At 46.0% G+C, this 25,873-nt stretch carries 21 protein-coding genes; 19 read left to right on the top strand and 2 right to left on the bottom strand.

The window, feature by feature from the left end; genetic code table 11:
* Positions 1–237 precede the first annotated feature (237 nt).
* From GC093_RS15080 to pruA, 11 genes are all read left to right on the top strand, one after another.
* Complete coding sequence (locus GC093_RS15080; RefSeq protein WP_171652714.1) at positions 238–879, top strand: GntR family transcriptional regulator; 642 nt, start codon at positions 238–240, stop codon at positions 877–879.
* Positions 880–1,036: 157 nt separating this feature from the next.
* Positions 1,037–1,933, top strand: coding sequence for a DUF1932 domain-containing protein (locus GC093_RS15075; RefSeq protein WP_171652713.1), 897 nt, complete (start codon positions 1,037–1,039; stop codon positions 1,931–1,933).
* 27 nt (positions 1,934–1,960) lie between these two features.
* Positions 1,961–3,013, top strand: a complete 1,053-nt coding sequence (locus tag GC093_RS15070; RefSeq protein WP_171652712.1) for a tripartite tricarboxylate transporter substrate binding protein — start codon at positions 1,961–1,963, stop codon at positions 3,011–3,013.
* Positions 3,014–3,028: 15 nt separating this feature from the next.
* Positions 3,029–3,487 carry a tripartite tricarboxylate transporter TctB family protein gene (locus GC093_RS15065; RefSeq protein WP_171652711.1) on the top strand — a complete coding sequence of 153 codons (459 nt, stop codon included), beginning with the start codon at positions 3,029–3,031 and terminating at the stop codon, positions 3,485–3,487.
* Positions 3,488–3,511: 24 nt separating this feature from the next.
* Positions 3,512–5,038, top strand: coding sequence for a tripartite tricarboxylate transporter permease (locus GC093_RS15060; protein WP_171652710.1), 1,527 nt, complete (start codon positions 3,512–3,514; stop codon positions 5,036–5,038).
* 114 nt (positions 5,039–5,152) lie between these two features.
* Positions 5,153–6,040: a DUF6282 family protein gene (locus tag GC093_RS15055; protein WP_171652709.1), complete on the top strand. Its 888-nt coding sequence runs from the start codon at positions 5,153–5,155 to the stop codon at positions 6,038–6,040.
* Between the two features lie 19 nt (positions 6,041–6,059).
* Positions 6,060–6,791, top strand: coding sequence for a PIG-L deacetylase family protein (locus tag GC093_RS15050; protein WP_171652708.1), 732 nt, complete (start codon positions 6,060–6,062; stop codon positions 6,789–6,791).
* Positions 6,791–7,495, top strand: coding sequence for a 4-carboxy-4-hydroxy-2-oxoadipate aldolase/oxaloacetate decarboxylase (locus GC093_RS15045; RefSeq protein ID WP_171652707.1), 705 nt, complete (start codon positions 6,791–6,793; stop codon positions 7,493–7,495). Before GC093_RS15050 ends, GC093_RS15045 begins: the two co-directional genes overlap by 1 nt.
* Positions 7,496–7,649: 154 nt before the next feature.
* On the top strand, positions 7,650–10,136 hold the full coding sequence (locus tag GC093_RS15040; RefSeq protein ID WP_171652706.1) for a WG repeat-containing protein: 2,487 nt from the start codon (positions 7,650–7,652) through the stop codon (positions 10,134–10,136).
* Positions 10,137–10,374: 238 nt separating this feature from the next.
* A complete protein-coding gene (locus GC093_RS15035; protein ID WP_171652794.1) occupies positions 10,375–11,574 on the top strand; it encodes an ornithine--oxo-acid transaminase in 1,200 nt (399 codons plus the stop codon).
* Between the two features lie 4 nt (positions 11,575–11,578).
* Positions 11,579–13,129 (top strand): L-glutamate gamma-semialdehyde dehydrogenase, encoded by a 1,551-nt coding sequence (gene pruA, locus GC093_RS15030; protein WP_171652705.1) that lies wholly within the window; start codon positions 11,579–11,581, stop codon positions 13,127–13,129.
* Positions 13,130–13,711: 582 nt separating this feature from the next.
* Here the strand turns inward: pruA and GC093_RS15025 are convergent.
* Complete coding sequence (locus GC093_RS15025; RefSeq protein WP_171652704.1) at positions 13,712–13,870, bottom strand: hypothetical protein; 159 nt, start codon at positions 13,868–13,870, stop codon at positions 13,712–13,714.
* Between the two features lie 938 nt (positions 13,871–14,808).
* Here GC093_RS15025 and GC093_RS15020 point away from each other — a divergent pair.
* The 3 genes from GC093_RS15020 to GC093_RS15010 all read left to right on the top strand — a co-directional run bounded on the left by GC093_RS15020 (position 14,809) and on the right by GC093_RS15010 (position 17,293).
* Positions 14,809–15,735, top strand: coding sequence for a proline dehydrogenase family protein (locus tag GC093_RS15020; protein ID WP_171652703.1), 927 nt, complete (start codon positions 14,809–14,811; stop codon positions 15,733–15,735).
* Positions 15,736–15,808: 73 nt separating this feature from the next.
* Positions 15,809–16,726, top strand: coding sequence for an arginase (gene rocF / locus GC093_RS15015; protein ID WP_171652702.1), 918 nt, complete (start codon positions 15,809–15,811; stop codon positions 16,724–16,726).
* Positions 16,727–16,807: 81 nt separating this feature from the next.
* Complete coding sequence (locus GC093_RS15010; protein ID WP_171652701.1) at positions 16,808–17,293, top strand: DinB family protein; 486 nt, start codon at positions 16,808–16,810, stop codon at positions 17,291–17,293.
* Positions 17,294–17,673: 380 nt separating this feature from the next.
* Here the strand turns inward: GC093_RS15010 and GC093_RS35975 are convergent, their stop codons facing one another.
* Complete coding sequence (locus GC093_RS35975; protein ID WP_246314407.1) at positions 17,674–17,790, bottom strand: YjcZ family sporulation protein; 117 nt, start codon at positions 17,788–17,790, stop codon at positions 17,674–17,676.
* 354 nt (positions 17,791–18,144) lie between these two features.
* On the opposite strand from GC093_RS35975, the gene GC093_RS15005 reads away from it, so the two are divergent.
* The 5 genes from GC093_RS15005 (at position 18,145) to GC093_RS14985 (ending at position 25,734) form a co-directional block, all read left to right on the top strand.
* Positions 18,145–19,695 (top strand): hypothetical protein, encoded by a 1,551-nt coding sequence (locus GC093_RS15005; RefSeq protein ID WP_171652700.1) that lies wholly within the window; start codon positions 18,145–18,147, stop codon positions 19,693–19,695.
* On the top strand, positions 19,692–21,632 hold the full coding sequence (locus GC093_RS15000; RefSeq protein WP_171652699.1) for a TOMM precursor leader peptide-binding protein: 1,941 nt from the start codon (positions 19,692–19,694) through the stop codon (positions 21,630–21,632). The genes GC093_RS15005 and GC093_RS15000 overlap by 4 nt, the downstream gene beginning before the upstream one ends.
* Positions 21,633–22,140: 508 nt before the next feature.
* Positions 22,141–23,133: an ABC transporter permease gene (locus tag GC093_RS14995; RefSeq protein ID WP_312886538.1), complete on the top strand. Its 993-nt coding sequence runs from the start codon at positions 22,141–22,143 to the stop codon at positions 23,131–23,133.
* A gap of 17 nt (positions 23,134–23,150) precedes the next feature.
* Positions 23,151–24,035: a carbohydrate ABC transporter permease gene (locus GC093_RS14990; protein WP_171652698.1), complete on the top strand. Its 885-nt coding sequence runs from the start codon at positions 23,151–23,153 to the stop codon at positions 24,033–24,035.
* Positions 24,036–24,084: 49 nt separating this feature from the next.
* Positions 24,085–25,734 (top strand): extracellular solute-binding protein, encoded by a 1,650-nt coding sequence (locus tag GC093_RS14985; protein ID WP_171652697.1) that lies wholly within the window; start codon positions 24,085–24,087, stop codon positions 25,732–25,734.
* The last annotated feature ends 139 nt before the right edge of the window (positions 25,735–25,873 follow it).

Genomic DNA, 25,873 nt, shown 5'->3' with positions numbered 1-25,873 from the left:
CCATAGGGTGTCGGTTATACGTATGTAGATTCTTTTAAATAAGGGTTCCCTTAAAGCGGGTTCCTTATAATAGCAGTATAAACTCTGGATTATTATAAGTCTATACTTCTGGGGAAAATTCCTATACACGCATTCAATTGCTCATTGACAACAGGTAAAAAAATACGTACGATAATTGTGAACAAAATTGTATTACAAAATTGTCTAATCAAATAACAAAACATAGGGGAAATAATAATGAGCAATCAAACTGAGTATGCCTATAAATATATTCGCGAACGAATTTTGGATGGAACCTTCAAACCGACTCAAAAGCTGATTGAAAGCCAGCTATCGGAATTGATAAGCGTAAGCCGAAATACTGTGAAAAAGGCTTTATTGAAGCTGGAGCAGGAGAATTTGGTCAAAATTGAAAATAACAAAGGAGCGACCATTAAATCGTTTACTTTGGAAGAAGTGAAAAACTATCTTGAAATAAGAGAGGCTTTGGAAGGTCTGATTGCTAGATCGGCAGCCAAACATATTACGGACGCAGAAGTTGATGCACTGGAGCAGCTCTTATTAAGAATGGGAGATTTCCTGAAGCAAAATCAGTTTGACGAATATTCAAAATTAAATAAGGAATTCCATAGCATCATCTACAAAGCATCCAGAAATATACAAGCTACAGAAATGGTGAATATGATAAAAACGCAGTTAATGCGGTTCCAATTCCGAACATTGCTTATTCCTGGGAGAAACGAAAGTTCCTTTAATGAACATCAAATGATCTTTACTACTTTGAAAAATCATGACTCAGAGAAAGCGGAGGAAGCCATCAAGCAGCATATTTCTAATGTCCGAACAACAATAGAAAATAACTATCAATATTTGTTATAACCGGCCTCTATATTTGACTTTTTTAGCTTGGTTATTGACACTATTTTGCAGATACGTTATATTCTTAATTGTGCACATAATTGTTGAACAATTTAGAGGGCAATATTAATTTTTATTCTTATCCGCTTGTTTACTTACTTAAAAGGGGGCCAGAACATTGAACCAGCCAGGCATAGGCTTCATCGGATTCGGTGAAGCTGCATTTCATATTACCAGTGGCTTAGTGTCCGAGGGAGTTACAGATATCTTCGCATTTGACGTTATGTCTACAGATCCGGTAGTTGGACCCATCATAAAAGAACGGGCTGACTTGGCTAATGTGACTTTAACTTCGTCGTTGAAACAATTAATAGAAAGCAGCCAAGTTGTTTTTTGCGCGACCAGTGCGAAGTATGCACTTGCGATCGCTCAAGAATCGGCTGCTTTTTTGCAGAAAGAGCAAATCTACGTGGATATGAATTCAGCATCTCCAAAAGTGAAGCAAGAAATTGCTAAGTTTATGGATGATGCAGGTGCAGGGTTCGTAGATGCAGCAGTTATGGAAGCGGTTCCACCACATCGTCATAAAGTTCCGATCTCAGTCAGCGGTACAGGTGCGCGTAAGTTTACAGACCTCATGGGTACATACGGAATGAATATTACCTATATCAATGATGAAGCTGGAAGCGCATCCGCAATGAAAATGGTTCGCAGCATTTTCATGAAAGGGTTTACAGCTTTGCTTCTGGAAACGCTCACTGCAGCTTATAAATCAGGCATTGAACAAGAAATTTTATCATCGATCCGGGGCACTTTATCTAACCATTCCACGGAGGAATTAGCTAATCTTCTTCTTACACGTACTGCTATTCATGCCGAGCGAAGAGTGGCTGAGATGGGAGAAGTCATCAGCACATTGAAGGATCTGGATTTGGATTATTCTGTATCCTTAGCGACCAAGGGCAAGCTGCAGCAGCTAGTTGATCTGGATTTAAAATCTTACTTCGATATGAAAGCTCCTGAGCATTTTACACAGGTACTTGAAGCATTAATTAATAAATCCGTGCATCAATAAATCATTCATTATGGAGGAGATTCTGCTATGTTGAAAGCAGTAACTGGAAAAGGTTTTCAAGTTTTATTAGCTGGAGTATTGACCCTTAGTTTGGCTGCGTGCGGAAGTACAGGGACAGGAGGAGCAGTAAGCACCGGCGCCAAAAAGGAGCAGTCAGGGGCTTCAAATTATCCTACAAAGCCAATTGTTTTCGTTGCTCCATCAGGCGCGGGCGGTGCATTCGACAAAGCGGCAAGGTCTGTTACAAAAATATTGGCAGAAGAGAAATACGTTAATCAAAATATGACGGTTGAAGTCAAGCCTGGAGGCGGCGGCACTGTTTTTATGACAGATTACGCAGTCAACGATACCAAAAACAATTACAAGTTTTTTGTTAATTCCCCTTCGATGCTTATCAATAATTTGAAAAAGGACGGCGGTATCCCATACAGCTATAAAGATACGACACCGCTTGCACAGCTGTTCAGAGATTATGGCATAGTTGCGGTAGCTGCCAATTCCAAATACAACGATTTGAAAACGCTTTTTAACGATTTGAAAGCAGATCCGACTAAATTAACATTAGCTGGAGGGACGGGGCCAGGAACTGTAGACCATTTGACTTTCATTTATCCGGCTTCTAAATACGGCATCGATCCCAAGAAAGTCAAGTATGTTTCTTATGATGGTAAAGCACAATCCATGACAGCGCTGCTCGGGGGCAATGCGGATATATTGGCAAGTACTGCTGCGGAAGTAGGAGAATTTCTGGAATCAGGAAAAATTAAAGTGCTTGCTGTTAATTCCCCTAAGCGTTTATCCGGTGTATTTAAAGATGTGCCAACTATGAAAGAGTTAGGCATTGATGCGGATTTCAATATTTGGCGAGGCGTGTTTGGAGCGAAGGAAATGAGTGCCGACGCCAAAAAATTCTGGGATGAAAATTTGAAAAAGCTGTCCGAATCTGAGAAGTGGAAAAAGGAAATGGCAGCCAACGGCTGGGAGGCAGATTACAAAGATTCCGCCAGCTTCAGCAAAGCATTGGATGAGCAGAATAAAATCATTCAAGATTTGCTAAAAGTACTGGAAATGGGAAAGTAAAGTAGGAGGAAAAGCATGGCCAATAAAATGTTTGACCGTTACGCGAGCATCGCTTTTCTCGCCATAGGCGCCTTTTTCGTGGTGGATAGCCGTAATATTTCTCAAAGCGCTTACGGCAGCAGCGTGGGCTCCAATATATTTCCCATGGGTCTTGGTATTATTCTAATATTACTAAGCATACGGTTATTTTACGAAAATTTGCGTGTGAAGAATGATAAATCGGAGGCCAAGCTTGATTACAAGCGATTTGGCATCATCTTTGCTGCTATGGTTTTATATGTCTTTTTATTGGAAAAAATCGGATATGTGATTGCAACGTTCCTATTTTTGCTGATCGGATTTCAGACACTGGAACGGAAGAAGCTGTTATTTTCCATCATTATTTCTGCGGCAATTTCAGTGGGTGTGTATTACGTTTATGTAACCGTACTGCAAGGAACGCTCCCGGCACTTCCGGAATGGCTCGGTTTCTGAACCTAGGAGAAGGAAGGAAACATAATGTCTACACTTGAATTTTTAGGAAACGGCTTTGCCGTAGCTTTTCAATGGCATAATTTACTCTTTGCTTTTTTTGGTGTATTGATTGGAACGGCCGTAGGGGTGCTTCCAGGAATTGGACCGATGAGTGGGGTCGCTCTGCTGATTCCAATAACTTCAACCTTGACGGGAGGATTAACTCCAGAGGAAGCAGCTACCAGCTCCATCATCATGCTCGCAGGTGTGTATTACGGGGCCATGTACGGCGGATCGACGACTTCTATATTAATCAATACACCTGGTGAATCAGCTTCAGTTATTACCACCTTGGACGGCTATCAAATGGCCAAGCAGGGTAGAGCAGGAAGCGCTTTATCCATTGCAGCGATCGGTTCATTTATTGCGGGTATTGTTGCTCTGATTGGACTGATAGCGGTGGCGGAGCCGATGGCCAAATTAGCTATCAAATTCGGTCCGGCCGAGTACTTTTCACTGGTCGTGCTAGGATTGGCGGCTGTTACGGGATTGGCTGGCAAATCGATGACTAAAGCCTTGATAATGACCGTAATGGGTTTGCTGCTAGCTACAATTGGAATCGATGCCGTCTCAGGAGTTGCCAGATTTACTTTTGAACTTCCTGTTCTATATCAAGGAATTGACTTCTTAACCGTTGCTGTAGGACTTTTTGCATTGGGCGAGGTGTTCAAAACCATTCTGGAGTCGGATATTCAATCGAATATTTTTCCGAAAATTAACCGTATACTGCCCACTAAAAAAGATATGAAGGATAGTGCAATGCCTATCGTACGCGGCTCTGTGTTAGGATTTTTTGTCGGTATCCTGCCGGGCGCCGGTGCTTCTATCGCCTCCTTCTTCTCCTATAGTATGGAGAAGAAATTAAGCAAGCATCCGGAGAAGTTCGGACACGGGGCAATTGAGGGAGTAGCAGGACCGGAATCGGCTAATAACGGTGCCTCCGGAGGCTCAATGATTCCACTTCTCACGTTAGGGATACCCGGTTCCGGGACAACGGCTATTCTGATGGGTGCTCTATTTATGTACAATATTCAACCAGGTCCCCTTTTGTTTGAGAAGCATCCTCAAGTCGTTTGGGGTTTGATTGCAAGTATGTTTATAGGCAATGTTATGCTGCTTATTTTGAATATGCCCTTGGTAAAAGTTTTTACCAAAATCATTCAAACGCCTCCCAAGTATTTGCTGCCTATTATATTAGCCATTTCCGTGTTCGGCGTTTACGCGGTGCAGGTAAACACATTTAACTTATATGTGTTGATGGGCTGCGGTTTAGCTGGGTACTTCCTTGCACGCAATGATTTTCCGCTTGCCCCGTTAGTGTTAGGGCTTGTTCTGGGACCTATGCTCGAAAATAATATGAGAAGGGCATTAACTGCCAGCAATGGCGATTTTATGATTTTTTTAGAAAGACCTGTTTCAGCCGTATTGCTGATAGCTGGCATTTTATGGCTTGCTGTTCCTCTGTTGTTAAAGCTGCGGGGGAAAAAGGTCATTGTGAGTGAAGAAGGATAAATATCAAAATAAATAACATTGACACACAGGGAAATCTAGTGTAGCTTTTCTCTGTAGCCATAATTGTTGAACAATATTGATCTACTAAAATGTTTTGAAAGCGAGGAATTGGATATGGAAGCTGCAGAATTGCTTATTGGAGCCTATGATCTTCACGTCCATTCAGGTCCCGATGTGATGAACCGAAAGCTGGATGACCTAGAGATGGCGGAACGGCTGCAGAAGCTAGGAATGAAAGGTTACGGGATTAAATCCCATTACTTCTGCACAGCCGAAAGAGCGAAGCTGATTAATAAAATAAATCCGAACTTTAACGCCATCGGAGCGGTTTGTTTGAATAACGCAGTTGGAGCTCTGAATCCGATGGCCGTTGAAATGGCTGCAAGAGCCAATGCCAAAATCGTTTGGATGCCTACTTTCGATGCTGCAAATGAGCAGGAGCACTTCAAAAGCAGCAAGCCTGCCAAGCTGCCATTCTGGGCTAAGCTGCAAATGCAATTAATTGAACAAGGGAAAACACAGTCTAGTATTTCTATCTTTGAAGATGGAGCCCTTAAAGAGAGTGTGTTTGATATTCTCGACATTATAAAGGAATACAATCTGGTGCTTGCAACAGGACATTTAAGCAAACAAGAGATATTCGCACTTGTTCGAACTGCAGTAGACCGCCAAGTGAAAAAAATCGTAATTACTCATCCGAACTTTCCTTCGGTCAATTTGTCAAAAGAGGAACAAAAAGAGCTCGTAGAGCTGGGAGCTATAATGGAATATTGCTTTACTACCCCGCATTCCAACAAAACAACATGGGAAAAGGTATACGAGGAGATCCGTTTTGTCGGTCCCGAGAATAGTATTATTTCAACAGATCTTGGTCAACCGGATGGTTTATATCCCGATGAGGGAATGCAAATTTTTGTTACAAACTTGCTGAATAATGGTTTTACAAAAGAAGAAGTGAAAAGAATGATTGTAAAAAATACAGCCTTCTTAGTAGAAGGCTGATAGGAGAGGAGATGAACCTATGATTGACTCAAATGTGAATTTATTGGTTGTCAGCGCCCATGCTGCGGATTTTGTTTGGAGAAGCGGAGGTGCGATAGCCAAATACATCAAGCATGGTGCCAATGTCACGTTAATCATATTAAGCTATGGTGTTAGAGGGGAATCGAACGATCTTTGGAATATCGAAGGGCAGACTGTGGAAAATGTAAAAAAAATCCGAAGAGAGGAAATCGGGCAAGCTGCGGGGCATCTTGGCATCACTCAAATGGAAATTTGGGATTATGAAGATTATCACATGAAATTAACTGACGAGCGGATGGAGCAAATGGTTTGTAAAATCCGTGAAACGGCTCCGCATCATATTTTGACACATGGCTTTAAAGACGCATTTAATCCGGATCACGAGGCAGTTGGGAAGTTCGTGTTTGATGCAAGTGTTCTTTCTACCTCGAATGGTGTGCGATACGATGGGTATCCGACTACTAAGCAGGCGCGGCTGTTTGGCTTTGAGCCCCATCAATCCGAAATCAGCGACTTCAAACCCGATGTGATCATGGACATTACAGAAACGTACGAGCAGAAGGAAGCTGCGATGAACTGCTTTAAAGCTCAGAAGCATTTGATTGAATACTATGGGGCGAAGGCCAAGCTGCGGGGCAATCACGCACGCAGGGTCTCAGGCAACAACCAATACCAATATGCGGAGGCCTTCAGCCGCTGCTTCCCTTATGTAGGGGGCGAGTTCAACTGATGGAAAGGTACGTTGTAAGAAACATTGAACGACCTGATAAAACAATTATTGAAGATTTCTCCAAGCTTGATGTCTCTACTGTGTATGAGGCCCAAGGAAAAATCGGACTTGTAAGTCATGAATTGAAGACGGTCAGACAGGGCAATATGATTTGCGGTCCGGCGGTTACAGTCACCTGCTTTGCGGGAGATAATTTAATGATTCATGCGGCCATCGAGGTTTGCAAGCCGGGTGATGTTCTAGTCATTACGACAATTGGAGAAAGCACCACCGGTATGATAGGAGAGCTCATCATCAACGCGCTCATGAAACGCGGGGTTCAGGGTGTCGTTTCCGAAGCGGGAATCCGAGATGCATCTAGAATAAGGGAATGCGGATTTCCTGTTTGGTCGAGAGCTATTCATTCGCAAGGCTCAACGAAATCACGCGGTGGTTGGGTGAATGCACCAACAGTATGCGGCGGCGCTTCCGTTAACCCTGGGGATCTTGTGATGGCTGATGATGACGGTGTTGTTTTTGTAAAAAAAGAAGACCTTAAGTTTGCCCTGGAGAGCTCCAACCGAAGAATGTCCAAGGAAGAAGATACCAAGGCTAGAATCGAAAGAGGAGAGCTGAGCCTTGACTTTTATAGCTTGAGAGGCATTTTAGAGAAGGAAAATGTAGTGTATTACGAGAGTGAGGAAGCGAGAGCTTCGAAGAAATAGTGTCCATAGCAGCTTAAACAACGTCCTCAGCCATGTTGCTGGGGGCGTTTTGTTGTTAGTTCATCCCTCTTCACGTATCAATTGATTATTAACTGTCATAAAATCCACTTATGCCCAATATGATATAGCCGGACTAATTAAATGGGGTGTGGGAATGGATGCTAATCTAATACAAGTAACACAGCTTGTGCGGGCTTTTTTGCCCCGAGGTGCGGAGCTACTGACTATAGAAGGATATGGAAGCCCCCAACCGGCCGTTTATGCGGTCGATCTGGATGGAGACGGGGTTGATGAGGTCACAGCCGTCTATCGCTCACAAGGTGAGGTCTATCTTCTCGTGTTGAAGTACAGCGATAATGTTTGGTCTACGGCTGCCAACGTGAAGGGTACGGGCTACCAAGTCAGCGTCCTGACAGCGGCACCGGTTACAACCCCCGGCATTAATAATCTTATTGTAGGCTGGAGAGTCGGGTCCATTTGGTCGCAGTTGTCTGTATATGAATGGACTGCCGATGGACTGCGAGATATTCTAGCTCCGCCCGATGCCAACTTTAGCTATATGCAAGTAGAGGATATGCCGAGCGAACAGGGGAAGGATGGCCTTGCCGAATTTGCGTTATGGATCCATGACACTGGAGAAGCCTATATCGTTGAAGTAGTGAGATGGCATGAGGGCAAGCTTGTTCCTGCCCCCGATGTATACTTATATTATTATCCGAAAGTTGTTCGCTACTATGAGCACTTGGTTCGCCAGTATCCGGATTATGCATTTTATTGGTATTACTTAGCTGATGCACAGATCAAGGCTGGGATGAAGCAGGCCGCTGCTATTTCCATTAAGAAGGGGCTTAGCTTAAATCATGAATACCCATCCAAGGAGAAATGGCTTGAGCTTCAGCAGCAGCTTCAATCCGTACGTATGGCACGTGACATTCCAATTTTACTGTTTCCGGCTTCGGTCAAAACAATGGATGGAGTGAGATGGGGGTTTATAGACAGCAAGGGGACTATGGTCATTCAGCCGCAGTACGAATATGCTTCTGATTTTCAAAATAACGGTCTCGCAATTGTACAGATGAATGGACGCAATGGCTTAATTAATTCAACGGGCCAATATGTAGTGAAGCCAATTTATGACTCCATTAGTCCTTTCTCGGAAGGCCGGGCTGTTGTTATCGATGGCCAAGGCTTCAAGGTGATCGGTGGGGATGGGCACATTATTACTAAGAAGGCTTACAACTATATAGCGCCTTATAGCAATGGAAGAGCTATGGCATCTGTTGCAAATCCCGATGGTTCCAGCTTGTATGGGTTTCTTGATCTGCAAGGCAACGAAATTATCAAACCCCAGTTCCAAGAAGCAGGAGACTTCAAGCATAACAAGACGGTAGTTAAAGTAAAGGATAACGACTTTGCATTGATTGGCTTGGACGGCAGCAAGCTTGCATCCTATCCTTTTGCCTCTGTGGGTCCGCTTGGTGACGGTCTACTTTCTTTTCAGCAGCAGCTTCAGGGCAAATACGGCTACATCGATGAAAAAGGGAGCATTGTTATTCAGCCGGCTTATACTTATGCCAATGTTTTTATGGATGGAAGAGCAGTTGTGAATACGGCAGAAGATTACGGAGCCCGCTATGGTCTAATAGACAAGCAAGCTAACTATATTATAAAACCAGCCTATAATGACATTCGGACGCTTGGAGAACAGCGACTGGCGTTGGGCAAAGCAATCGACGTTCAGCAGCCCTTCATAGGCTCGATCTATGCCATTGCAGATTGGAATGGACAGCTTCTGACCTCTTTTAGATATCATGATGTGGGTGATTTCAAACAAGGGCTAGCCTCTGTAAATGATCAAAAGCAAACCTTCTTCATTGACCGCAGCGGCAAAGCAGCTGATGGTTACCCGAAAGTGGCGGGGAGCGGTGTTCTTATCCTTGTGCCACCTTTGATACAAGCCAATGTCGATCAACGGATATCCTATCTCGACCGCGCAGGGCATGTCGTTTGGCAGCAAAATACGGTGATTCCGCTGAATCCACCTTTGAAGGTTAGAGAGGAAAAATTCAAGCCTAACAAGGATTATTTAGTCTATTTCCCGCAGATCGAAGGCATGGCTAATAAGGCGGCGCAAAGGAAGGTCAATGCCGTGCTTAAGGAGAAGTCTCAAGTTAAAAAAGTGCCTGGCAATGTGCAGCTGGGTTATTCCTATACGGGAGATTTTAATATTGAATTTTATAAAAAAAATCTTCTCGTGCTGGAGCTGACCGGCTATAACTTCCCATTTGGCGCTGCTCACGGTATGCCTTCCAAGCAGTATGTCCATGTGAATCTGGTCAATGGCCAGATCTATGAATTAAAAGATTTGTTCAAGCCCGGCAGCAACTATGTCAAAGTATTGAGTGATATCGTTGGCAAGCAAATTAAAGAGGATCCGCAGTATTCGTATGTTTTCCCTGACACGTATAAGGGTATCAAACCCAATCAGCCATTTTTCATCTCCGACCATGCACTGCATCTGTATTTCGAGCCGTATGAAATTGCACCTTATGTAGCGGGTTTCCCGACTTTTACGATCCCATTCGCAGAGATTATAAGTATCATTTCGGTTCATGGGGATTTTTGGAAATCATTTCATTAGCGAACAAGGCAGCCCATTCAGTCCAAAAGAGCCGGTTACAGCAACGGTTCTTTTTGTTATTAAGGCCATTCATGAACAGTAGATTTCCATAGTGAGGTTTGAGTCTTACGAACGAACCCATAGACGCCCGCATATAATGAGGCATATAATCAGAAATTTCAGTTTTTTTAAAAGGGAAGTTCGACAATGCTTGCGAAGCCAGTTTTGCTAAAGCAAAACTCGTAGGAGGCCCAACATGATGGAGCGTACAGAACAAATAATTGGGCAAACAGAGCGGTATGGAGCAACAAATTACAATCCCTTGCCTATTGTCATTGTTCAAGCCGAGGGTGTTTGGGCGGAGGATGCCGAAGGGCGCCGTTATCTCGATATGCTGAGTGCGTATTCTGCAGTTAACCACGGGCATAGGCATAAAAAGATCATCAAGGCGCTTCTCGACCAGGCTGATCGAGTAACCCTGACATCCAGAGCATTTCACCATGATCGGGCGGGAGAATGGTATGAGATGCTGAGTCAGCTTACGGGCAAAACAACCATACTTCCGATGAATACCGGAGCCGAGGCTGTGGAGACTGCTCTCAAGGCAGCCCGACGGTGGGCATACCAGGTGAAAGGCGTACCAGATATGCAAGCGGAAATCATCGTCTGTGCTAATAATTTTCATGGGCGCACCTTAAGTATTACTTCGTTCTCAACCGAACCGGCTTATAAATTCAGGTTCGGCCCGTTTACGCCTGGCTTTGTGACGGTTCCATTTGGTGATGCAGAAGCGTTGCGGCGAGCGATTACGCCTCATACGGCGGCCTTCTTATTCGAACCGATTCAAGGTGAAGCCGGAGTCATCATACCGCCTAACGGATATTTGCGGGAGGCTGCGGCGATCTGTAGGGAGCATCAAGTGCTGATGATGGCTGACGAGATCCAGACCGGACTCGGACGGACCGGGCAGCGCTTCGCCTGTGACTGGGAGAATGTTGTCCCCGACGTATACATTCTTGGTAAAGCGCTTGGCGGAGGGGTGCTGCCAGTATCCGCTGTTGCGGCCGACCGCGAAGTGCTAGGCGTGTTTAATGCAGGCTCGCACGGGTCTACCTTTGGTGGAAACCCGCTGGCCTGCGCCGTTTCTATTGCTGCCTTGCAGGTGCTGGATGAAGAAAAGCTGGAGCAGCGCGCGCGCATTTGGGGCGATTACATGCTGAAGCGGCTGAAGCGGATACGATCGCCAAGAATTCGGGATATCCGTGGTAGAGGACTGCTGATTGGAATTGAATTGGATGAGGAAGCAAGGCCCTATTGCCATAGGCTAATGGAGCTTGGTGTTTTATGTAAGGAAACACATGCAAACATTATACGGATTGCTCCGCCACTTACGATCATGAAAGATGAGATCGATTGGGCCTTAATGAGAGTAGAATCCGCATTGACGGAAAGGGGATAATGCCATGATGCCATATCGTCCAGAGCCTTTTACAGACTTTAACAATGAGTCGGAGGAGAATCGCTTTAAGCAAGCGCTGGTGCAGGTTCGCACACAGTTGGGCCGGGACTATCCGCTGTTTATTGGAAACAAGACGGTGGAGACGAAACGACGTATCTTATCCGTCAATCCATCGAACTTCAACCAGGTAATCGGGTCCGTGTCCCATGCAGATGCTGTTCTTGCGGAACAAGCCATACAAACGGCGTACTCAGCTTTTGCCACATGGTCGGGAGTCAGTCTGGAAAGCCGTGCAGATTGTCTGTTTAGAGCAGCTGCCGAGCTGCGCCGCCGCAAGCATGAATTTTCGGCGTGGCTGATGGTGGAAGCGGGCAAGGTGAGGACTGAAGCCGATGGGGAAACGGCCGAAGCTATCGATTTTATGGAGTATTATGGCAGGCAAATGCTGCAGCTAGCCCAGAGGGGTGAGCGTGAGCTAATCGGGATGAGTGGGGAAAGAAACCGGCTGGACTACTTAGGACTTGGCGTTGGAATCATTATCGCACCATGGAATTTCCCCCTTGCGATTCTGGCAGGCATGACGACCGCAGCGTTAGTAGCTGGAAATACCGTAGTAGTAAAGCCTTCCAGCCTTACGCCTGTTATTGCAATTAAGTTCGTAGAGCTGCTCCGGCATGCAGGCATTCCGACTGAAGCCGTCCAGCTGCTGCCAGGAAGCGGCAAGGAGATTGGGCAATATCTTACGGCTCATCCATTGACTAGATTCATCTCCTTTACTGGCTCCAAGGATGTAGGCCTGCATCTGCATGAGCTGTCATCCCGTCAGGTCTCCGGTCAGCGTTGGCTGAAAAGGTTTGTCGGTGAGCTGGGCGGCAAAGACGCGATTATTGTTGATCGTGATGCTGATTTGGAGCAGGCTGCACAGGGTATTGTAGCGTCAGCCTTCGGCTATTCAGGTCAAAAGTGCTCGGCCTGCTCACGCGCCATTGTGCATCGTGATGTGTACGATGCTGTGCTGAAGCGCTGCTCGGAGCTAGCCGACGAGCTGAAGGTAGGAGACGTTCAGGACTTCTACTGCGGTACGGGCCCAGTCATTAACCAAAGTGCTTATGAATCCATTCTTGGCTATATTCATATTGCAAAAACAGAGGGGCGCATCACCGCCGGGGGAAGTGCTGCCGGGGGAGATGGGTGGTTTATCCGACCTACCGTGGTAGCGGATGCCGATCCAGGCTCTCGGATTATGCAGGAGGAAATATTCGGTCCTCTGCTTGCTTTTACGAAGGCGGATGACTTTGAAGACGCGCTGCGTATTGCCAATTTTTCGGACTATGGTCTTACTGGCTCTGTTTACACACACAATCGTAAAAACATCGAGCGTGCCAGGGATACCTTTGCCGTAGGAAACCTGTATATCAACCGTAAATGTACAGGGGCTATCGTGGGGGTTCATCCATTCGGAGGGTTCAACTTGTCGGGAACAGATTCGAAGGCCGGAGGGCCAGATTATCTGCAATTGTTCACCCAGCCCAAGCTGACTTCAGAGCGGCTGTGAGCAGCATCTTTGCTAAGGCAGGGCAGAGGAATAGTAAGGGATAGTGAGGGATAGTGAGGGATAGTGAGGGATAGTGAGGAATAGTGAGGGATGATGAGGGATGATGAGGGATGGTGAAAAATAGTAAGGAATAGTGGGGGGAATTGAGGGAAAGTGAGAGAGATAGCGAAGAATAGTGAGGAATAGTGAGGAAAATTAAGGGGAAGTGAGAGATAGTGAAGAATAGTGGGAATTAGTGATGGATAGTGATGGATAGTGATGGATAGTGAGAGATAGTGAGAGATAGTGAAGAATAGTGAGAATTAGTGATGGATAGTGAGGGATAGTGAGGGATAGTGAGGGATAGTGAGGGATAGTGAGGGATAGTGAGGGATAGTGAGGGATAGTGAGGGATAGTGATGGATAGTGAGGAATAGTGAGGGATAGTGAGGGATGGTGAAAAATAATAAGAAATAGTAAAGAATAGTGAAGAGTGAAAGAAGAGTGAAAACTAAGTAGAAGGTAGGCAAAGTTAAGTAATTGCAAAGAAAAAGTAGAACGAAATCTAAATAAAAGTAGTGTGAAAGAGGCTCAAAACCGATATCAGTGCTTGACGAAGTCATTCGATTTCGGTTCCATATCCAGCTCATCGCTTAACAAGACTTTGCCAACGGCAATGGTAGCATACAAGGTACAAGACATTATTCGAAGCCATTGCCTACTCAAAAAACCTGCATCTATACAGCCTTTTGGAAGTTTCATCCGTACTCCTGGTGAATTCATGCAAATGTGCATCTCTCTTTTCATTCTTAGCTGAAATCGGACCATTTCACATGAAATTGCTGTACTTTCGCAGTTTTTTGTCTCAACAGCAAGTTTCAGTAGAAAATAACTGTATGTTTGCAGGATTTTGGCAGGCTGATGATCGGGAGAGGGTCAAGCACGGATTCTGAGGTTGAGCCGTAAAAGATAATATAGAAGGAGAGCAAAACCAAGAGCAAAACCAAGAGCAAAACCAAGAGCAAAACCAAGAGTAAAACCAAGAGCAAAAGTTTAGTGAAGTTTAGTGAAAGTAAAGTAAACATCTGGCTATGAATAAGCAAGACTCAGCAACGTAGATAAAAGTGATGTAAACAAGATAAAACAAGTAAAAACAAGTAAAAACAAGTAAACACAAGATAAAACAATTAAAAGGCTAAGCATTGCTACCAGATGTTTGCGAAGAAATTCTGTGTTTGCAAAACTCAATAAAATAGTTGAATGTACGCAAGGTCGTAGATTCAACCGTCGCCGCAATGTACACGGGAATCGCACGCGTTGGAAAACTGTTTCCTCTATTAAGTTACAGGAATCCCTCCCTTTAATTCCACTTGTTTTGGAATTCATAATGATTTACCTGGATTTTCTCTCCCTTTAATTCGGCCTATAGCCTCACAATAGATCTATTTTCGAAGATTAGCGGGAGGATTTTCATCAAAATGAAGGATACCGCACTCATCTGGATAATTAACGGGAGGTGTTCCATTTCGTGTTATAAGGTGCTTGCGTTGAGGTGCGCAACATGGTGATGCCTCTCCTAATTTTAAGCGTGATCATCCCGTAGCTGTAGGGGGGCATTTACTTAAGCAATTCATTGGATTCAATTGATATAAATGCTTAGCAGTCGATTATCCTTGAAAAACTCGTAGGAGGTGCCATCCATGAAAGATCGGCTGCTGCGAAAAAGCGTACTCACAATTGCAGAATTCGCTCCGGTTCGATGGCTATTTCTAAAGTATGGGATGAAGCTCGGTGTAGATCGTTTTGTAGCTGCTGAGACGCTGCCGGAAACTTTAGAAAAGGTTAGAGGATTGAACGAGGAAGGAATGCATGTAACGCTGGACTATTTGGGCGAAAATGTACTGGACTCAGGCCAAGCGGAGGAAACCGCAGCCATTATTAGTAGTCTATTTCCTGCCATACAGCAGCTTAGGCTTCAGGCTAACGTATCCGTTAAGCTTACCCAGCTGGGGTTGCGGATTGATCGAGCTAGCTGCCTTAAGCATATGGAGCGCATTGTGAGTGAAGCGGCTGTAAGCCGCAGCTTTGTCCGTATCGATATGGAGGATTCTACGGTTACGCAAGAGACGATAGATGTGTTTCGGTTGCTGCTACGGCGCTTTGGTCCAGGGCGGATAGGATTAGTCTTGCAATCCTACTTGTATCGGAGCGAACAGGATGCTGATCAGCTCGGAGCGGGAGGAACGAATCTGCGCATTGTCAAAGGCGCCTACCGTGAGTCTCCTGATGTAGCTTTTCCCGACAAGCGTGATGTAGATGCTGCTTACACCCGGATCGTTAAGGCTCATTTAACTAAAGGTGGTTATGCGGCAGTGGCTACACATGATCCTGAAATTATTGATACGATTATTCGGTTTTCCAAGGATAAAGGAATTCCTCGTGGCCGTTTCGAATTCCAGATGCTTTATGGAATTGCAGGCGATCTTCAGCGGGATTTGGTGCGTGCCGGCTATTTGGTCCGTATTTATACACCATTCGGTCGCCTTTGGTATCCTTATTTTACACGTCGTATCGCCGAGCGGCCAGCTAATCTATGGTTTGTTGCTAAACATATGCTGCGTCCTTGACCCTGTTCTTGTGCATAATCTTGACTATCCTGTTCCAAGGAGAAAGCAGCTGGATATAAAGGAGAGATATTCGATGAAAAAGCAACCCGGCAGACGGATCTCTATAATCGGCGTACCCCTGGATTTGGGAGCAGGCAGGAGTGGTGCGTGTATGGGGCCAAGCGCGATCCGGTGTGCCGGGGTCGTAGAGAGGCTTGAACAAATTGGATGCTTCGTCGTGGACGAAGGAGACTTGGCAGTAAAAAATTGCTACGCATCATCTGCACAGCAGCCGAAATCGAAACTCAAGCATTTAGACGAAATTGTTAAGGTAAATGGGGAGCTGAGCACCAAAATATACGAGGCTGTAACTGCTGGGTATTTCCCGCTTGTTCTTGGCGGAGATCACAGTATCGCCATAGGTACCTTGGCTGGTTTGAGGAGAATGGGCGGCGAATACGGACTCATCTGGTTCGATGCGCATACCGATGTAAATACGGCAGAAACGACGCCTACCGGTAATATCCATGGAATGTCGCTAGCGGTGGCTCTTGGTTATGGGGATCCCCGATTGACCGCTATCGGAGGCGGGATTGCGTTTTTTAAGCCGGAGCATACGGTAATAGTAGGAGCGCGGTCCATTGACCCAGGTGAACGTAAGTTTCTAAAGAAGCTGGGCGTCCGCGTGTTTACTACACGAGATATCGAGCGATTGGGGATTGCGAAGGTAATAGAGCGTGCGCTGGAAATCGCGGCAGGAGGAACGGACGGCATTCACCTTAGCTTAGATCTTGATGGACTTGACCCACGTGATGCGCCTGGTGTCAGTACTCCGGTTCCAGGCGGTCTTAGCTTCCGGGAAAGCCTCCTGGCAATGGAATTGATTTTCGATGCAGGGGTGGCTGTCAGTGCGGAATTTGTTGAGGTTAATCCAACGCTCGATCTTAGGAATAAGACAGCTAGGGTTGCAGTGGATCTGATAGGCGCGTTGTTTGGGGAGAAGATCACATAAACACGAACATATGTTTGTAATAATCTGGAAGATGTGATAATATAAACGCAGCATAGTTTTCAGGAGATGATCCGGGTCCGTATGATTAAAGTTCGTGAAGCTATAGATAAATATAATTATGATTGGTCTAGCTTTTTAAATGATAGAATCGATGATGCATGGTACGAGCCCATTTCTATTGGAAAAGCTTCTATTGCTGAAATCATCGGGCATTTAATGAACTGGGATCAATATCTAACAACGAATGTTGTTCCTGCTGTAAGGGAAGACGGAAAGATTGTATTTCCTGAGTTTGACTCTTTTAATAAACTCGGGTATGCCTTTGCGAAACAAGTAACGAAGAATCAACTAATAGCTGATTTCGTCCGTACTCGTAAACAGTTGAGTGCAATATTAGAAGAATTGCCTGCTGAAGTTATTAATAGACCGACATCGGCTAATGGAGCTTCTAACTGCCCGCACACTGGCGAGCCTTATACTCTACTTTATATTATCAAAGAATTTATTGAGCACGACGAGCATCATAGGAAACAGATTCATAGCTTTGTCTATAAACCGTTAGGTTAGACTGCTTTTTGCATCTCGCATGCCCTTCCATTCATGTAAAAACGCCCGGGCTGCGTTAGTAGCCGGGCGTTGGTACGTAGCTAATTAGATGAATGAACGAGAAACAATAACCAATAGAATGAATAGTACGAGAATTACGCCAGTGCTAGTAATCAAACTAGAACAACTACAGCTAGTTCCAAATCCCATATGTGATACCCTCCCTCCATTTTCTTCTGCATTGTATGATCTCAGGCTGTTCGTGGATTGGGCATATCTTAAAAATGTGCGAATATAAGGGAGAAATAGTAGTTCCATACTTTCGTAGATTTTCATAAACTAATAGACAAGTTCCGTCCTGACTGAATGAACTTGAGGACCGCTTTTGGCTTCTAGGATGCTTAGATGAATGCGCGAGAAACAATAACCAATAGAATGAAAAGTACGAGAATTACACCCGTACTAGTAAATAAACCAGCACAGCTACAACTGCTACCTACTCCAGCTCCAAATCCCATTGTGACAGCCTCCCCTCACATTTTCTTCTGCATTGTATGATCCCGGGCTGATCGCGGATTGGGCAAATGACAAAAATGTGCGAATATAAAGGGGGAATTAGCAGTTCCATACATTTCTAGATTCTCATATACTAATTTCGCAGGGAATAGCCATACCTGCAACCCATAGAGCCCCTTTTTAGAAAGTAGACGGTTGCGTAACGCTCCGTCTACTTTTGTTTGTGATTTTAATCTAAGGCATAGTCTCGGTAGCGTAATATTCAAAAGGGGGGTTACATATTTTTACAATAGATATGGAGATGACGGCATGAGTATGTGCTTCAGTTCGTCAAGCCATAGAGGGAGGTTAGCAGGATGTCTTCTCAGGTTGAAGGAGTGCTGGTGGTCGGTTGTGGTCCAATCTTGCTCTCGCTTGTTAAAGCGTGGTATGAATCCGGTTTATCCAAGCTCACTGTATATGTAACAAACACGCAGCTTACAGACATGGAGGAGCTCAAGAAGCTTCTGGAGCACGCTCTTCCGAGCGATCCGGGGGCTTCTCTGGATATCCATGCGGCAACAGGAGATGAGGAGGTGAATTGGGAAACCGAGATTCGGCCTTTTCCATTTATTTTGTATACTTCCCAGCCTGGCGACTTAGAGGAGCTTAGGGAGCTTCAGGCCGCCTGCACAGCAGAAATGAAGCCGATGCTCCCTGTAATGGGTTTAAGAGGTATGGGCATGGTAGGGCCGCTGCATCGTCCTGATGGAGATGGCTGGTGGGAGTCGGCATGGCGGCGCATCCATTCATCCGTCTTTCCCGCGGATGGGGAGCCGCAAAGGTTCTCTGCCACAGCGGCAGCTGTATTATCGAATCTACTCGTGCATGAATGGGGCAAAGCGGTTACAGAAGAGGAGGAAACGCATTGCATCGATCAATGTTATATCCTGGATCCGATCACGTTGGAGGGAAGCTGGCATTCGATCTTGCCTCATCCATTCATAACCGGGCATGAACAGGTTCGCATGGTGACGGATATGGAGCTTAGACTTGGTATAGAACAAGAGCCTGCCGACTCGGAGGAAACGGAGGAATGGTTTACTTGGTTCAACAAGCTGACTTCAATGGTATCGGGCATTTTCCATGTATGGGAAGAGGGGAGCTTGAATCAGCTTCCACTGGCACAGTGTCTCGTTCAGCCCGCTGACCCGCTATCGGAGGGACCTGCACAGCTGTTGCCGACTATCATCTGCAGCGGTCTGACGCATGTAGAGGCTCGGCGGGAGTCAGGGCTCGCGGGAATTGAATCCTACACTGCCCGCATGACTCCGTTACTCGTTTCCGAGCTGCCCTCGGACCAGCCGGAGGACATCCACATCGGAGCGGGGGGTACCTTCGCCGAAGCGTTGGGGCGAGGGCTGCGAGCTTGCTTAGACCAAGAACTAGGCATGCGGCCCCTTCATAATGAGCTGGTATTAACGCGCATGGAATGTACTCAAATCGAAGATGTTCGCTGCCAGTATTATTTACAAGCCATAAGCATCTTAGAGGGCGAGCCTGTAATCGCAGTCGGAGAGTCGCTGCTCGGATTTCCGGTAGTATGGGTCTGTTCGGGCGGCGCTTGGTATGGCAGCGTAGGCCTTGACTTGACTCTGGCGCTTCGCGGGTCGCTACAAAAGGCATTGATGAAAACGGAGTGTGCACCGGTTTCTTCTGTGATTTGGAACGATCATAAGAAGCTGCAAAGCGTCATCATTCCTTCTAATTATCCAACATGGAATGCGCCTTGGATGCTGTCTGCCGTTCAGACCTTGAAGCAGCATCATAAACGCTTGGAAGTCGTAGATATGCGATGCGAGTCTTTCCTGAGAGAAGGACCGTTCGAGGTGCTAGGTATACGGCTCAGAGAGGAGGAATCCTTATGAACCCCATTGTTATCGTGGGAGAAGGCATGCTTACGGATATGGTGTGCAAGCAGTTGTCGTGGTTCCCGATAGTGCATAGACCGGATTTTAGCCAGGGATTGCCTCCCGCTGCTCTGGTATTAGTGCTGGGAGGGGACTCCTCCGTTCATCTTCAAGCTGAAGAGATGCTGCAGCCGCTCGGCATTCCTTGGTTATGCTCCTATGTGTCCTATGGAGAAGGCGTGGTGGGGCCATTGGTACGTCCCGGAACGGCCGGCTGTTCCCTATGTGCGGAAACCCGTCGCTCTATGGCGGGACGCGAGCGCGAAGAGATGGACGGTCTGCTCATGAGTCTGATCTCCCCTGAGCATCCTCCTCATCCTGTTGCAGAGTTACCTCCTGCGGGGTTAAGGCATATGGCACATATTCTCTCAGCGGAAACGGCTAGAGTGCTTCGAGGTGACGAAGTATTGTCGGAAGGCAAGGTCTATTTAATTAATCTTAATAATTTGAATACCACCATCCACTACGTTCTTCCTGACCCGATTTGCCCAGTTTGCGGCCAATTGCCGGATGACTCGAAGGAAGCGGCTGAAATCGTGCTAAGGCCTTGTAATAAGCTCGAACGCAGCCATTACCGCTGCCGATCAATGAGGGATTTGCAGAAGGTGCTGGCTAAGGATTATTGGGACAGTCGGACTGGACTCTTCAATGGAAAGCAGTTAGACTTCGTATCGACTTTTGCCGGAGCGGCTATGAATCTTCCTTTGATCATGTCGAATGAAGTGACGGGAGGCCGTTCACATTCTTATGCTCACAGCGAGATGGCCGCTATCCTAGAGGGCTTGGAGCGACATTGCGGTATTGCTCCCCGGGGCAAACGAACGATCGTGTACGACAGTATAACCCGCTTGAAGGATGCTGCGATGGATCCGTCCAAGGTGGGGCTTCATGCGCAGGAGCAGCTGGAACAACCGGATTTTCCATTTCTGCCGTTGGATCCCGATTCTGAGATGGCTTGGGTCTGGGGCTATTCGTTTCAGCAGGCGCGCCCGATTCTAGTTCCCGAGCTGCTGGCTTATTACAGCTTGGTTTATGGCGGGGGCTTTGTATATGAGACTTCCAATGGCTGCGCGATAGGAGGAAGCCTAGAGGAAGCGATCTTGTACGGAATTTTGGAGGTGGTAGAGCGGGATTCTTTCTTGATGACCTGGTACGCTAAACTGCCTGTTCCGCGGCTCGATTATCGCTCATCGGGGGATCAAGAGCTGCTGGTGATGATAGATCGTTTAAGAGCTGTAACCGGATACGAAGTGATGCTGTACAACACAACGATGGAAAATGCAATTCCAAGCATCTGGGCAGTAGCGAAGAGTGAGACGGATCAAGGAGAGAAGGCAGTGAACCTTGTCTGTGCCGCAGGAGCCCATCTAGACCCGATACAGGCAGCTAAGGGCGCTATACATGAGCTCGCTGGCAATATTACAATGGCTGAGGAACGCTGGAGAGAGCGCCAAGATGAAGCTGAAGCCATGTTTTATGACTCTTCGCTAGTGCAGATAATGGAGGATCACGCGCTGCTGTACAGCTTCCCTCAATCGGAGGAGAGGCTTCGATTTTTGCTGGACGAACAGCGTCCACTTCGGACATTCGATGAAGAGTTCAGTTCGGTTTCAGCGCACGATGATTTAACGGATGATCTGAAACAGGTTCTTGAGGTGTTTCGCAGCCTTCAGCTGGATGTTATTGTAATCGACCAGTCATCGAGCGAGACACTACGCAACGGACTGCACTGTGTGAAAGTGTTGATTCCGGGAATGCTGCCGATGACGTTCGGACACATGCTTACCCGGTTGGAGGGTCTCGATAGAGTACTTGAGGTGCCTATGAAGCTAGGCTATGTAAATCAGAAGCTTTCTCCTGAGGAGTTAAATCCGTATCCGCATCCGTTTCCTTAGGATCAGAATTTCCAACGCGCGCGAATCCTGGGCGCGCGTTGCGGCATTGCATGGTGGTTGGTCGAACCCCACTTGCTTGGCTATAAATGAATGCCTCTTTGCAGCGTGATCCTGTTCATACAGGCTTACGATGTAAAGAGGCATTTTTTCTTTGACGCCAGAATTAATACGTTTTTGGGTTTGGGGTCAAGAACCCCATACAGCGGCCGGAATCTCACACGCATGCCCTCCCAACGCACAAACGTCTAGATTTCCACAATAAGGACCTAACGGCTTGATCACCGCTATTTTTCTTTGTCCAAATGTGGTTATTGATTAATAAGTGCTGGACAAGCTGGATAAACCCACGCCACGCCTGAGGTTTTGGCTTTTTGTGCGAAAAATGAATCCTCTGTGAAATATGAATCAAGGTGCGTTTTGTGCGAAAAGTGCATCAAGTGATTCTGCATCGGTGCTTTTCAAGGACGAAAACCGTTCTCTATAATAAGGATCGAGAAAGCGGTTACGAGTGATTCAGAAATCACAACTTAGTCATCCGGGAGGGATTCATATCCATCAGTCCAATGTACAGCAGGCGGTCGGCGTTCAGAGAAATAAGACGCATCCGATCCTGCGTAATATGAAAAGAAGCAAGTACTTGTATATGATTTTTTTTCTACCCTTTTGTTACTATGTACTGTTCCATTATTGGCCTATGTACGGTATCATCATCGCTTTCAAGGATTACAACATCGTCAAAGGGATTGCTGCCAGTCCTTGGGTGGGGTTCGTCCATTTCAAGAAATTTTTGGTTGACCCTTACTTTTGGAAGCTGATCCGCAATACGCTGTTGATTAACGTGTATGAAATTTTCTGGGCGTTTCCGGCCCCGATTGTTTTGGCTCTTTTGCTAAATGAACTGAAGAGTCAGAAGCTGAAAAAATTCGCGCAAAGCGTAAGCTATCTGCCTCACTTTATTTCTACGGTTGTGGTGTGCGGTATGATTGTTAACTTTTTGACTACGGATGGGCTTGTTAATCAGTTTATTTCGTGGTTAGGCGGTACGCCGGTCCATTTTCTGATGAAGCCGGAATGGTTCCGGACGATCTTTATCTCATCGGGTATTTGGCAAAGCGTGGGCTGGGGCTCTATTATTTACTTGGCGGCATTAACCTCCGTGGATGAAGAATTATACGATGCCGCTAAAATAGACGGAGCGAACCGATGGAAGCAGCTGCTCCATATTACTCTGCCGGGGATTGCGCCGACCATATCGATTATGCTGATTCTGAATATCGGGAAGCTGATGTCTATCGGCTACGAAAAAATTATTTTGCTGTATAACGGCTCGACTTATGAAACGGCAGATGTCATTTCCACTTATGTATATCGGAGAGGCTTGCTAGGCAGTGACTTTAGCTATGCTACCGCCGTAGAGCTGTTCCAAGCGATTGTCGGGTTAATTCTATTAGTATCTGCCAATCGGCTTTCCAAAAAAATCAGTGAAACCGGATTGTGGTAGACCACCAGGAGGTTGCTATGAACAAACAGATTTCAATGGGTTCAAAAGTTTTTGACAGCTTTAATGTGTTGATCCTTATACTGCTGATGTTTATTACCCTGTATCCCATTTATTACATTTTTATCGTATCGATTAGCGATGGCAACTTGGTTACTAGAGGCTTAATCACATGGATTCCGCTGGATATTACCTTTGATGCCTACAAAATTGTATTCAAAAATCCGGATATATGGCAGGCTTACGGAAACACATTGCTTTACACCACCGTAGGTACTACGATTAACGTCTTCATGACGGCGCTCTGTGCTTATCCGCTTTCCAGAAAAGACTTTTATGGGCGCAATCTATTTATTTTCATGGTCGCCATAACGATGTTTATCAGCGGAGGACTGATTCCCTTGTATCTGGTAGTGCAGCAGCTAGGGCTTATCGATACGATGTGGGCGCTTGTGCTTCCTCCGGCTATCAGTACCTTCAATATGATCATAATGAAAACGTACTTCGAGGGCATTCCGATGGCGCTGCAGGAATCGGCTTACTTGGATGGAGCTAATGAGATTCAGGTGCTTATCAAAATTATTCTTCCATTATCGCTGCCAGTTATGGCAACCATGGTGTTATTCTATGCCGTTCATCATTGGAACAGCTTTTTCCCGGCTCTGATTTATTTGAATGACAGTGATAAATTTCCCGTTCAAGTGCTGCTTCGCAATATCGTTATTGCAGGGGAGTTTGCTGATCAGACCGCCGATATAGGAAGTGCTTCATCCAACTTCAGGGTCGTTGCGACCAACTACAAGTTTGCTGTTATCATCATCACCATCTTACCGATTTTGATCGTCTACCCTTATTTGCAAAAGTATTTTGTGAAAGGCGCGATGATTGGGGCACTCAAGGGTTAAGCTCAGGGGTGTTTTATAAAATGAAACAAACTTAAAGGGAGGGTTTTACATGACTAGAACATGGGTAAAAGGACTGTCATTATCGCTTTGCACCGTTATGGTAGCATCAGGTTTAGCTGCTTGCTCCAGCGGAGGGAAGGAAACTGCACCGGCTCCGGCTGGGAATGCATCGTCCAAGGCCTCAGGCGCCAGCAAAATTTCGGAGAAGGAACGGGAAGTGAAGGTAACATTCCCAGAGCATCCGAATCAGCCAGTTAAAAACTTCGCACTTGTGCAGCAGGAAATTTTTAATCAAACCAATATTAAATTGAAATTCGAGAATGTCCCAAACAGCAATTATAACGATAAGAAGAAAACGCTGCTGGCAACGAATAACTTGCCTGATATTATTCAAATTGAGATGTCGGATGTTAACAATTTTGGCTCAACAGGTGTTTTCGTTCCGCTGCTCCAGTACATGAATAAGGGCTTGATGCCAAACTTCAAGAAGTTCTGGGATCAATATCCTGATATGGTCAAGCTGACCGCTGACGGTGAGCTGTATGGATTCCCTGCTATTGGTCGTAATGAGCTGAAGAACGGCTTTGGACCGGTCATCCGTACCGATTTACTGACCAAGCACAACCTGCCAGTACCCAAATCATTTGATGAGCTGTTGACGGTTCTCGCCGAGCTGAAGAAGATCTATCCGGATTCAACTCCGTTCTCCGTTCGTAAGGGAAGCGGCCCTATCCACCAGCTGTTTAAAACGATGGCTTATCCACTAGGATCAGGCGTTGGCAGCGGCAACGGTATTTATTTTGACAAGGATGTCAATGGAGGGCAATATCTATACGGTCCGGCTACGCCGCAATTCAAAGAGGTGCTTGCCTTTTTCAATAAAGCATTTACGATGGGTGTCCTCGACAAGGACTACGCAGTGGCCACTCAACAGCAATGGACAGAGAAGCTGACCAGCGGCAAGTCATTCTTCTTCATGGATAACAGCGGTTTCGCTCTGGATTACACGAAGCAGCTGCAGAAGGCAGTTCCGGACGGCAAATTCCAGATCATTCCGACTCCTGTTAACAAAAGCGGTAAAGCTAGAGCGGAGTTTTATGCAACAACACTTACGTCGGATAGAATGTTTGCGATCAGCTCCAAAGCGAAGGACCCGGAAACACTCATTAAGCTGCTTGATTGGATGTATACGGAAAAAGCATCGAACCTGATGAGCTACGGAGTTGAAGGCGTTCACCATACTTTGGATGACAAGGGCCAGCCGAAGCTTAAAGCCGAATATGTGGCCAAATTTAAAGAGGGTCAACCGACTCCGTTCTATGCCATGTACTCCGAGCTTGGTTCGGGTAAGCTGAGCTTTACTCCATGGTTTGCCAATATGGACCCGCAGGTACAGGTTGAGAAGCTGAATGGAAGCTGGAGTCAGGTCCATGAGGAATATTGGAAAACTATTGCAGACGATAAGTCGTACCACGATCCGTACTTGGATCCCCCGCTTACCAAGGAAGAGGCTGCTCGCGTGAAAGAGATTCTGGCGCCACTTACTACGATGCTGGAGCAGGAATACGACAAATTTATTATGGGTGTAAAGAAGATCGATGAATATGATGCCGTTATGAAAAAAGCCCGTGATACAGGAGGCGAAGAGCTGGAAAAGATCTATAACGGAGCATTGCAAAGATTGTCTCAAAAGAAATAAGCAGTTAGTTGAGCAGCAGCAAAAGCATGGCCGTTTCACCGCGGATGTTGGAGCATTTAAAGACATCTGCGGTAGGACGGCATATGTTTTCGGTATGTTCCAGCAGCACCAGATACTTATTAATAACGGAGGTTTCATA

Source organism: Paenibacillus foliorum, from assembly GCF_013141765.1.
Classification (GTDB): Bacteria; Bacillota; Bacilli; order Paenibacillales; family NBRC-103111; genus Paenibacillus_S; species Paenibacillus_S foliorum.
The sequence above is the reverse complement of the archived record's forward strand: the minus strand, read 5'-3'. Positions and strand labels throughout refer to the sequence as shown.